The organism is Micromonospora sp. DT231 (assembly GCF_049847025.1).
Classification (GTDB): domain Bacteria; phylum Actinomycetota; class Actinomycetes; order Mycobacteriales; family Micromonosporaceae; genus Micromonospora.
On sequence record NZ_JBNCNO010000003.1, the window covers coordinates 119,633 to 126,075 of the forward strand.

The 6,443-nt window shown below is 68.8% G+C and carries 3 protein-coding genes and 1 pseudogene; 2 read left to right on the forward strand and 2 right to left on the reverse strand.

Going from position 1 to position 6,443, the window contains the following annotated elements; translation table 11 throughout:
• Window positions 1-31 precede the first annotated feature (31 nt).
• Window positions 32-2,428 carry an RICIN domain-containing protein gene (locus ACPXBU_RS08765; protein ID WP_425757658.1) on the forward strand — a complete coding sequence of 799 codons (2,397 nt, stop codon included), beginning with the start codon at window positions 32-34 and terminating at the stop codon, window positions 2,426-2,428.
• A gap of 64 nt (window positions 2,429-2,492) precedes the next feature.
• On the opposite strand, the pseudogene ACPXBU_RS08770 reads toward ACPXBU_RS08765, so the two are convergent.
• Both ACPXBU_RS08770 and ACPXBU_RS08775 read right to left on the reverse strand, forming a co-directional pair.
• Window positions 2,493-3,467: pseudogene (locus tag ACPXBU_RS08770) on the reverse strand (family 43 glycosylhydrolase); the annotation flags it as partial.
• A gap of 54 nt (window positions 3,468-3,521) precedes the next feature.
• Window positions 3,522-4,547, reverse strand: coding sequence for a LacI family DNA-binding transcriptional regulator (locus tag ACPXBU_RS08775; RefSeq protein ID WP_425757659.1), 1,026 nt, complete (start codon window positions 4,545-4,547; stop codon window positions 3,522-3,524).
• A gap of 411 nt (window positions 4,548-4,958) precedes the next feature.
• Between ACPXBU_RS08775 and ACPXBU_RS08780 the strand changes: the two genes are divergently transcribed.
• Window positions 4,959-6,275, forward strand: a complete 1,317-nt coding sequence (locus ACPXBU_RS08780; protein ID WP_425757660.1) for an ABC transporter substrate-binding protein — start codon at window positions 4,959-4,961, stop codon at window positions 6,273-6,275.
• Window positions 6,276-6,443: the final 168 nt, after the last annotated feature.

Sequence of the window (6,443 nt, forward strand, 5' to 3'; positions counted from 1 at the left end):
CACCCCCCACTAGAGTCAGGAGCACCGTCCCGTGTCTGTCTCGTCCATCCCACCGCTGCGGCGACTGTTGGCCGGCGCCGCCGCGTCAGCGTTGACCGCGCTGGTCGCGGTGACCGCCTCGGCGTCCCCCGCGCTCGCGGCCACCACCACCCTCTACGCGTCGCCCTCCGGCAGCGGCACCAGCTGCTCGGCCAGCCAACCGTGTTCGCTGTCCGCCGCGCAGACCGCCGTGCGGGCAGCCAACACCACGATGTCCGGTGACATCGTCGTGGAGTTGGCCGACGGCGCGTACCGGCTCTCGTCGCCGATGCGGCTGACCGCCGCCGACTCCGGCAACAACGGCTACCAGGTGATCTGGCGGGCGGCCGCCGGCGCCCGTCCGTCGATCACCGGCGCCCGCGCGGTCACCGGCTGGTCGCTCGTCGACTCCGGGAAGAACATCTGGCGGGCCAACGTGCCCGCCGGCCTCGACTCCCGTCAGCTCTACGTCAACGGGGCCATCGCCACCCGGGCACGCACCGCCGTGAACCGCGCCGACTTCACCTTCACCACGTCCGGGATGCGGTTCAGCAACAGCGCGCTCAACTACCTCAACAACCTCGGCAACCAGAACCGGGTCGAGGTGGAGAGCGTCGGGTCGTTCACCGACAGGTACTCGCCGGTGCAGAGCATCAGCGGCAACTTCCTGACGATGCAGCAGCCCGCCTGGAACAACAACACCTTCGGGTTCGACACGTTGTCCCGCCCGCACCGTGCGGGTCCGTTCTACCTGGCCAACGCGTACGAGTTCCTGGACTCGGCGGGGGAGTGGTACCTCAACCCCAGCAGCGGCCAGCTCAACTACATCCCCCTCGCCGGGCAGAACATGAGCACCGTCAGCGTGGAGCTGCCGCAGTTGCAGTCCCTGGTGAACGTCGGCGGCACCCTCGACGCGCCCGCGCACCACATCTCGTTCAGCGGGATCACCTTCACCGGCACCAGCTGGCTCGGCCCGAGCAGCAGCAACGGCTTCGCCGACCAGCAGACCGGCGCGCACATCGTCGGCACCTGGGCCCGTCCGTCCGACGCGCTGACCTCCTGCCAGGAGGGCTGCTCGCTGTTCGAGGCCACCCGCCCGAGCTGGGCCCAGATGCCCGCCGCCGTGCAGGTCTCCGCCGCCAACACCATCAGCTTCAGCGACTCGCAGTTCGTCAACCTGGGGCAGACGGCCATCGGCATCGGCAACGACGCCAACGCCCACGCCAGCGGCGTCGGCCTGGCCGCCAACAACATCACCGTCACCCGCTCCGAGATCGCCCGCAACTCGGCCGGTGGCGTCGTGGTCGGCGGTGTGCGCGCCGACGCCCACCACCCGACCGACCAGCGGATGGTCAACCGCAACGTCACCATCAGCAACAACAAGGTGCACGACCTGGGCCTGGAGTACCGGGGCGTCGTCTCGATCCTGACCACCTACGTGAACACCTCGCTGGTGTCGCACAACGAGGTCTACAACATGCCGTACACCGGCATGTCGATCGGCTACGGCTGGGGCGCCAACGACGCCGGCGGCAGCCAGCACTACGCCAACCGTGGCCTGTACAACTACCAGCCGCGGTACACCACGGCGACCACCGCGGCCAACAACCAGGTCATCGGCAACTACGTGCACGACGTCATGCAGCAGATGACCGACGGCGGGTGCATCTACTCGCTGTCGGCGAACCCGGGCGGGTTGATCGCCGAGAACTACTGCCTGCGGACCAACGGCTGGTTCGGGCTCTACTTCGACGAGGGCTCGCGCTACTACACCGCCCGCAACAACGTGTTCTCGTCCACCGGCACCTGGGCCACCGCCAACTACTTCTACGCCGAGAACATGGGCAACTTCACGGTCACCAACAACTGGTCGACAAGCAGCGGCACGAACGTGACGAACGGTGACCGCGGCAACGTCGTCAACAACAACGTCACGGTCAGCGGCGGCAACTGGCCGTCGGGCGCGCAGACCGTGATCAACACGGCCGGCGTGCAGAGCGGTGGCAGCACCAACCCGACGAACGTGCAGCTCGTCGGCGCCCAGTCGGGCCGCTGTGCCGAGATCGGCAACTCCAGCACGACGAACGGTACGCAGGCCCAGATCTGGGACTGCATCAGCAACGCCGCCAACCAGCGGTGGACCCACACCGCGAGCCGGCAGCTCATGATCTACGGCACCAAGTGCCTGGACGCCTCCGGCCAGGGCACCGTCAACGGCACGAAGGTCGTGATCTGGGACTGCAACGGTGGTGTCAACCAGCAGTGGAACATCAACTCCAACGGCACCATCACGGGCGTGCAGTCGGGTCTCTGCCTCGACGCGAACGGCGCCGCGACGGCGAACGGCACGAAGTTGATCCTCTGGGCCTGCAGTGGTGGCACCAACCAGCGGTGGACGGTACGCAGCTGATCCAGTAGCTGGACACCGACAGGTTCGGGCCGGGGCACGATGCCTCGGCCCGGACCTGTCCGCTCTACCGGGCCACGTTCGCCCTCGCCGGGTCCACTGTCAGCCCGGTCGCGGCCTGGTAGCGGACCGGGATGGGATCGGTGAGTTCCCCGACGAACGTCCCGTCGACGTGGTCGAGGAAGCCGATGAGGGACCAGTCGTCGGCGGGTCCGGGGACCAGCCGGGGCGCGTACAGGTACGGGTGGGCGAACGGTTGGGCGGACGCGATGTTCCACGGCCCGAGGGTGGTCTCGCCGGGCGCCACCCAGATCCGGTGGTCGTCGCGCCGAGCGCTGCCGGTGGCCTCGGTGGAGAAGAGCAGCAGCGGCTGCCCGTCGAGGACCGCGACCTGGGGCACCTCCAGGTGACCGAAGCCGGCCGGAGTCGACAGCGGCGGCGCGACGGTCCAGGTGACGAGATCGGTGGAGGTGGCGTGCCCGACGACGCCACGGGTGTTCGCCGGACCGGTGTTGGCGCGGGCGGTGATGAGCATGTGCCAACCTTCGCCGTCGGGGTCGGGGAACACCCACGGGTCACGCCACGCCTGCTCGTACCACAGCTCCTTGTCCAGCAGCTCGTACCAGGTGGGGTCGGCCTGGACGATCGGTTCGGTGCCGTGCCGGTGCCAGGTCATGAGGTCGTCGGAGACAGCCAGTCCGATGCGTTGGACGAGCCCGTCCTCCGCGTGGCCGACCCCGGTGTAGAACAGGTACCACCGTCCGTCCGGCCCGCGGACGGTGCAGCCCGTCCAGGTCGCCAGGTCGTCCCAGCTGGGCGCGTCGGCGGGGACCACGGCGTCGGCGACCAGGCGCCACGAGCGCAGGTCCGCCGAGACGGCGTGGCCGATGGTGGCCCGGCGGTGGCGGCGGTGCGGGTCGTGCAGGGCGCGGGACGCGCGCAGGAAGAACACGTGCCAGAGGCCGTTGTCGTCCCGCGCGTACCAGCTGTCCCACACCCAGTGGTCGGGTAGATGAAGCATGGTCGGAAACCTAGCACTAAACCGTTTTAGCGTCGGTCAACGTCAAGCCGGCGGCACGCCTCGGAGGACCGGTGGTCAACCGGCCGGAGGCGCGAGGGAGCGGCGTCGGCGCAGGGGCATCGGAACGAGCGAGGGTTCGGCGGCGCCCCCGTCCAGGAGCAGCTCGACCGCTCGCCGCCCCATCTGCTCGTGCGGTAGCGCCGTGGTGGCCAGGCTCGGACGCAACCAGGCGGCGATCGGGTCGTCGTCGAACGAGATGACCGAGATGTCCTCGGGAACGGTCAGCCCCGCCTCGCCGAGCGCCTGGTAGGCGCCGAAGGCCAACCGGTCGTTCATGCAGATGATCGCGCTGGGTCGCTTCGGCTTGCTCAGCAGGCTGCGCATGGCGGCGTACCCGTGCTCGGGCAACCACTCGGTGCAGAAACACTCGGCCAGGAGGCCGACCTTCGCCTCGTCCAGCGTCTGCCGGATGCCGTGCAGGCGGGCGCTGGCGGCGAGCGAGACCTCCGGGTCGTCCTCCTTGAGCCGGTGGCGACCGATGAGCGCTATCGCGTCGCGGTGGCCAAGCTCCAGCAGGGCGGTGGCGACGGAGCGGCCGGCTCCCTCGTCGTCGGGGACCACGCTGGGCAGGCCGTCGGGGCTGGTGGCGTTGAGCAGCACCACCGGCCCGCCGAGGATGGCCGCGGGTACCGTCAGCCGTCGGGTCGCCATCGCCGCGTAGATCACTCCGTCGACCTGCCGGTCCAGGACGGCCTCGATGGCGTACTGCTCGAAGGTGGCGTCGCCCTGCGTCTCGGTGATGAGCAGGACGTGGTCCCGTTCGCGGGCCGCGTCGAGGGCACCGCGGATGAGGTCGCCGGCGAACCGGGTGGTGGCCACGATGTCGGAGACGAACGCGATGGTGGCCGTCTTGCGTGTGCGCAGGCTGCGCGCGGCGAGGTTGGGCCGGTAGCCGAGTTCCTCGGCGGCGGCGAACACCCGCTGGTGCGCCTCGGCCGAGAGTCTGGTGCCCTCCCTGCCGTTGAGCACCATCGACGCGGCGGTCTTGGACAGCCCGGCTTTCTGCGCGACGTCGGCGAGTGTTGCTCTGTTGCGGCCCATCAGTCCTCCGAATCAGGCGCGGTGCCACAGGCGCCGCTCCCGCCCATCATGATGCGTCGCCGTCCGGGATCGAGCGCCGGTCAGGTCGGCGTGGTGTGAACCCGACGTTTCCGCACCGTTGCCAAGTTGTCCTTGACAGCTCCCCGTGCCGCGCGCATGCTCTGCTAAATCAGTTTAGCGACCACTTCTGGTGCATCCAGAGGCCCCTTCGGTGGCCGTGCCGGGTTCTTTTCTGCTGACGGTACGGGTACTGCGCCCGGGCGACAGATCACGGCGTACGTGTCGTGGCGGCCACCCGGTCGTGGTGGTCCCGGTGGAGCCGTCGCGCGGCCATGGGTCGCGGGACGCGTGGTGATGTCGAGGAGTCATGAAATGGCAGAATTGCTGACAAAGTTTTCGCGACGGAGAACGGTGCTCCTCGCGTCGCTGCTGGCGGTCGGGATGGCCGCGACGGCCTGCAGCGCGCCGGGCGAGGACCGGTCGTCGACCCAGAAGTCCGATTCCCCCGTCAAGACGGAGCTGGGCACCGCCCCGATCACCCTGGACATGTACGCGGAGACCGGCTTCCCGCTGGCCAAGGCGCTGGCCGACGAGTTCTCCAAGCAGCACTCGAACGTCACGTTCAACATCCGTGAGGATCAGTTCACGGTGATCGTGGAGAACGCGCCCCGAGTGATGGCCTCGGACAACTCGCCCGACATCATCCGGCTCCCGACCATGGTCGACCTGGTCAAGGACGACCTGCTCAAGAACCTCGACCCGTACTTCACCGCGTACGGCTGGGACAAGTTCCCAGCCTCGCAGCTCATGCAGCTGCGCGTCGGCGAGAACACCCGCGGCACCGGCTCGCTGTACGGGATGGGGCTCGGCTACAGCGTCACCGGCGTCTTCTACAACAAGAAACTGGCCAGCCAGATCGGCATGACCCAGCCGCCGGCCACTGTCGCCGAGTTCGAGGAGCTGCTGGCGAAGGCGAAGACCAGCGGAGTCCAGCCGATCATGCAGTTCAACAAGAACACCGCGGGCATCAACTTCCCGCACCAGGCGCTACAGAACCAGTTCGGCGACCCGACCCAGGTCGCCGACTGGATCTTCCAGAAGCCGGGGGCCACGTTCGACACCCCGGCCGCGCTGAAGGCCACCCAGACCATTCAGAAGTGGGCCCAGGCCGGCTACTTCACCAAGGACGCCAACGCCCTGGACTACGCGGGCATGGTGGGGGAGTTCCAGAAGGGCAACGGCCTGTTCATGTTCAACGGCGACTGGGAGTCGGCCAACCTCGACAAGTCGATGCCCGGCAACGTGGGCTTCTTCCTCTTCCCCACCGAGTCTCCCGGTGCAAAGCACGTGGCGATGTCCGCCCCCAACACCTTCGGCGTCTCGGCCAAGGCCAAGAACCCGGACGCCGCCGCGTACTTCCTGAACTGGGTGCACACCAACGCCAAGGCCCGCGAGATCTCGGTGACCGTCGGCGGCTCCAGCCCCGGCGGCCCGAGTGACCTGCCGGTGCCGAGCGCCGCCCCGAACACCGTGCTGGCCGAAACTCTGAAGGCGTCGCAGCAGCTCGGCGCGGAGAACGGCGCTGTGGACTTCACAGCGAACGCGACCGGCGGCATCTTCGCCGCCGCGATCACGCCGGAGATGCAGAAGCTGATCGCCGGTCAGCAGACGCCCGAGGGGTACGTGAAGGCGGTCCAGGCCGAGTATCAGAAGGAACTGTCCCGATGACGTCTGCCCTCGGCAGCGCACCAACCGGGCGCGACGATCGTCGCGCCCGCCCCACCCCGACGCGGGCCCCCCCCGTACCGGGGGCCCCCGCGGCCGGGGCCCGCGGGGTGTTAGTCCGGCCCCGGGCGCTTATAAACAACACGCAGGGGGGAGTAAGATGACGCGGCC

What these genes read in the sequence shown, in the direction of transcription:
- ACPXBU_RS08775 (WP_425757659.1), bottom strand. Translation starts at nt 4,547, where the DNA reads ATGGGCCGCAACAGAGCAACACTCGCCGACGTCGCGCAGAAAGCCGGG.